Origin of the sequence: Pseudomonas sp. NPDC089996 (assembly GCF_044748405.1) — a bacterium.
Classification (GTDB): domain Bacteria; phylum Pseudomonadota; class Gammaproteobacteria; order Pseudomonadales; family Pseudomonadaceae; genus Aquipseudomonas.
On sequence record NZ_JBIVGA010000033.1, the window covers coordinates 1 to 3,331 of the forward strand.

Here is a 3,331-nt window from a genome sequence, read left to right on the forward strand (position 1 = left end):
GACCGCATCAAGCTGAGGCTCAATGGCCTGAGCCCTGTCGAGTACAGGACCCAGGCGGCAGCTTAAAACTGTCCAACTTTTGGGGGGCAGTCCACCCCGTGGGAGCGGCTTCAGCCGCGAAAGGGCCGGCACAGGTTACTTGGATAGTCCAATCCAACCCCGCTTTCGTCCAACTTTGCCGGCCAGCCGCTGGATACGCTGGCCACTCCAAACGGAGGATCCACCCATGACCTACCTGTTCAACCCACCGGCCATCGTCTGCCTGCCGATCCGCGGCAGCACTGCGCGCTTCCCGGTCGGCCGGGTGTTCTGCCTGGGCCGCAACTACCCATGGCCAGAGTCCTACGGTCCGGCGCCACTAGAGCCTGTGTTCTTCATGAAGCCGGCCAGCAACGTGGTCGAGGCGCAAGGCGAGTTGCCCTTCCCGCCGCAAACCGACGAGTTCTGCCATGAAATCGAGCTGGTCGCGGCTATCGCCAAAGGCGGCGCCGATATCACCCCGGAGCAGGCTCTGGAGCACGTGTTTGGCTTCGCCGCCGGCCTCGACCTGACCCGCCGCGACCACCAGCGCAAGGCCAAGGCCGAAGGCCTGCCCTGGGAAGGCGCCAAGGTATTCGAGGCCTCCGCCCCCATGACCGCCATCGTCGCCGCCAGTGAATGCGCATGGCCGCTGGAGGGGTCGCTATGGCTGCAGGTAAACGGCCAGGAACGCCAGCATGCCCACCTCGGTCAGCAGACCTGGGCCCTGGCCGAGGTGATCAGCCGGCTATCCCGCCAGCTGCCGCTGCGCCCCGGCGACCTGATCATGACCGGCAGCCCACCCGGCGTGGCGCCGCTGAACCCGGGCGACACGATCCACGCCGGCATCGATGGCATCGGCGAACTGCAACTGCGCGTCGGCCCTCGCCCTGCCGGGCAAGCCGCCGACGCTGCCTGAACCTCATGGAGTAACGAGATGAGCCAAAACAAGAAAATCGCCCTGGTCACCGGCGCCGGCAGCGGCATCGGCCGCGCCGTCGCCCTCGCCCTGCTGGAGGACGGTTTCAGCCTGGTCCTCGCCGGGCGCCGCGCCGAGCCACTGCAAGCGGTCGTCAAACAGGCGCAGGCGGCGGGTGGTGAAGCCATTGCCGTCCCCACCGACGTTCGCGACGAGCAGAGCGTGGCACAGCTGTTCGCCACCATCGAAGAGGTGCATGGCCGCCTCGATGTGATCTTCAACAACGCCGGCATCAATGCCCCCGCCGTGCCGGTCGACGAGTTGCCGCTGGAGAACTGGCGCAACGTCATCGCCACCAATGTCGACGGCGTATTCCTGTGTGCCCGCGCCGCCTTCGGCCTGATGCGCCGCCAGCAACCGCAAGGCGGGCGGATCATCAACAACGGCTCCATCTCGGCACACACCCCGCGCCCGTTCACCGCCCCCTACACCGCCAGCAAGCACGCGGTGCTGGGCCTGACCAAGGCGCTGGCGCTGGATGGCCGCCCCTACGGCATCGTCTGCAGCCAGGTGGACATCGGCAACGCCCTGACCGAGCTGTCCGAGCGCATGACCCGCGGTGTGCGCCAGGCCAATGGCGAAATCGCCGCCGAGCCGATGCTCGACGTGCGCCACGTGGCCGATGCGGTGCGCTACATCGCCGCGCTGCCGCTGGATGCCAACGTACTGAACATGACCGTGATGGCCAGCAACATGCCGTTCGTTGGCCGTGGCTGATCCCTGTTTCCGATGGAGTGACCGATGAAACCTGAAGTCCTGCAACTGAGCCCGATTCTGATCCCGCAAATCCGTGAGCAGCTGGAACAGCTGTTCACCGTGCACCGCTATTACGAACAGGCCGACAAGGATGCCTACGTCAGCCAGCATGCCGACAACATCCGTGGCGTGATCACCGGTGGCCACACCGGCATCAGCCAGGCGCTGATGGCGCGCCTGCCCAACCTCGAAGTGATCGCGGTCAATGGCGTGGGCACTGACGCGGTGGACCTGGCCTATGCCCGTGATCGCGGCATTCATGTGACCGCGACCATCGGCGCCCTCACCGAGGATGTCGCCGACCTCGCCATCGGCCTGCTGATCGGCTTGTGCCGCGGCATCTGCACGGGTGACCGCTTCGTCCGTGCCGGCCACTGGGCCACCAGCGCCACACCGCTGGCACCATTGCCACTGGCCCGTCAGGTATCGGGCATGCGCGTGGGCATCGTCGGCATGGGCCGGGTCGGCCGCGCGGTGGCGCAGCGGGCGGCGGCGTTTGGGTGCCCGATTCGCTACACCGACCTGCAGGCGCTGGATGTGCCGTATGGGTTCGAGGCGGATCTGGTGCAGCTGGCCAAGGATAGCGACGCGCTGATCCTGGCGGCGGCAGCCGACAAGGGCGAGGCGCTGGTCAACCGCGAGGTGCTGCAGGCGTTGGGGGCCGAGGGGTACCTGATCAACATCGCACGCGGCAAGCTGGTGGATGAGCCGGCACTGATTGCGGCGCTGGAGGCTGGCGAGATCGCTGGCGCGGCGCTGGATGTGTTTGCCGATGAACCGCGGGCGCCCGAGGCGTTGTTCGACCGTGAAGATGTGGTGCTGCAGCCGCATCGCGCCAGTGCCACGGTGCAGACCCGCACGCGCATGGGTGAGATGGTGGTGGCCAGCCTGGTGGATGTGTTTGCCGGGCGTAAGCCGCAGGGGTTGGTTATCTAGAGAGCGGCAATGCGAAGTGAGAACGGTGAAGGGCCCCTGGCCAACCACCGTTCCATTTTGCCGCGCGAACCATGAATGACTCCGCTCAAAGCTATTCAAACTACCTGACGTATATTCCTACAAGTTTTTAAGAAGAGCGAAGCTCCCCTGAGAATGGGTTCCTCGTTAGTGTTCAGGTGCAGCTTAGATGCATCTTTTCGCTAACTGCCCGTTGGCTGGCATGCCAGCGCAATGACGGGTGATGGAGGAATTGTAATGCCCACGCCTACCACTCACGCAATAAACAAGCACAACGCCGCCCCCATGCTCGAGCCCTCGGCATGGCCCCCTCGCCCCTCGTCCCGTTCCGCCGCCCGCTTGTTCGCAGCATGCGTGGCCCAGCGCCGGCGCAGGTCTGCTGCCCGCTAGCGAACATCGCCCCGAGCCACGTCCGCCAGCGCCTGCTGACCACCGAAGTACTGGCGTCGCTCAACCCCATCCTGCAGCAATGATCCTGCGCCTGGAGCCTTCATGCCCCACCCGTCCGACCTGCGTTACAGCTTCCAGCCCCTGGCGGCTGATATCGAACTCGAAGTCGTGTCGTTCGAGCTCAAAGAGGCCCTGAGCACCCCCTTCCAGTTGCAATTGGAGCTGGTCAGCTTC

4 protein-coding genes are annotated in these 3,331 nt (G+C 65.6%); all 4 read left to right on the top strand.

Annotated features, from left to right (window positions below; genetic code table 11):
• Positions 1-226: 226 nt before the first annotated feature.
• The 4 genes from ACIPW4_RS27115 to ACIPW4_RS27130 all read left to right on the top strand — a co-directional run bounded on the left by ACIPW4_RS27115 (position 227) and on the right by ACIPW4_RS27130 (position 3,180).
• A complete protein-coding gene (locus tag ACIPW4_RS27115; protein WP_400663709.1) occupies positions 227-937 on the top strand; it encodes a fumarylacetoacetate hydrolase family protein in 711 nt (236 codons plus the stop codon).
• A gap of 18 nt (positions 938-955) precedes the next feature.
• Entirely contained in the window at positions 956-1,714 is a 759-nt protein-coding gene (locus ACIPW4_RS27120; RefSeq protein WP_400663712.1) for an SDR family oxidoreductase, read from the top strand.
• A 24-nt stretch (positions 1,715-1,738) separates the two neighbouring features.
• Complete coding sequence (locus ACIPW4_RS27125; RefSeq protein WP_400663715.1) at positions 1,739-2,689, top strand: 2-hydroxyacid dehydrogenase; 951 nt, start codon at positions 1,739-1,741, stop codon at positions 2,687-2,689.
• A 320-nt stretch (positions 2,690-3,009) separates the two neighbouring features.
• Positions 3,010-3,180, top strand: coding sequence for a hypothetical protein (locus ACIPW4_RS27130; protein WP_400663718.1), 171 nt, complete (start codon positions 3,010-3,012; stop codon positions 3,178-3,180).
• Positions 3,181-3,331 lie beyond the last annotated feature (151 nt).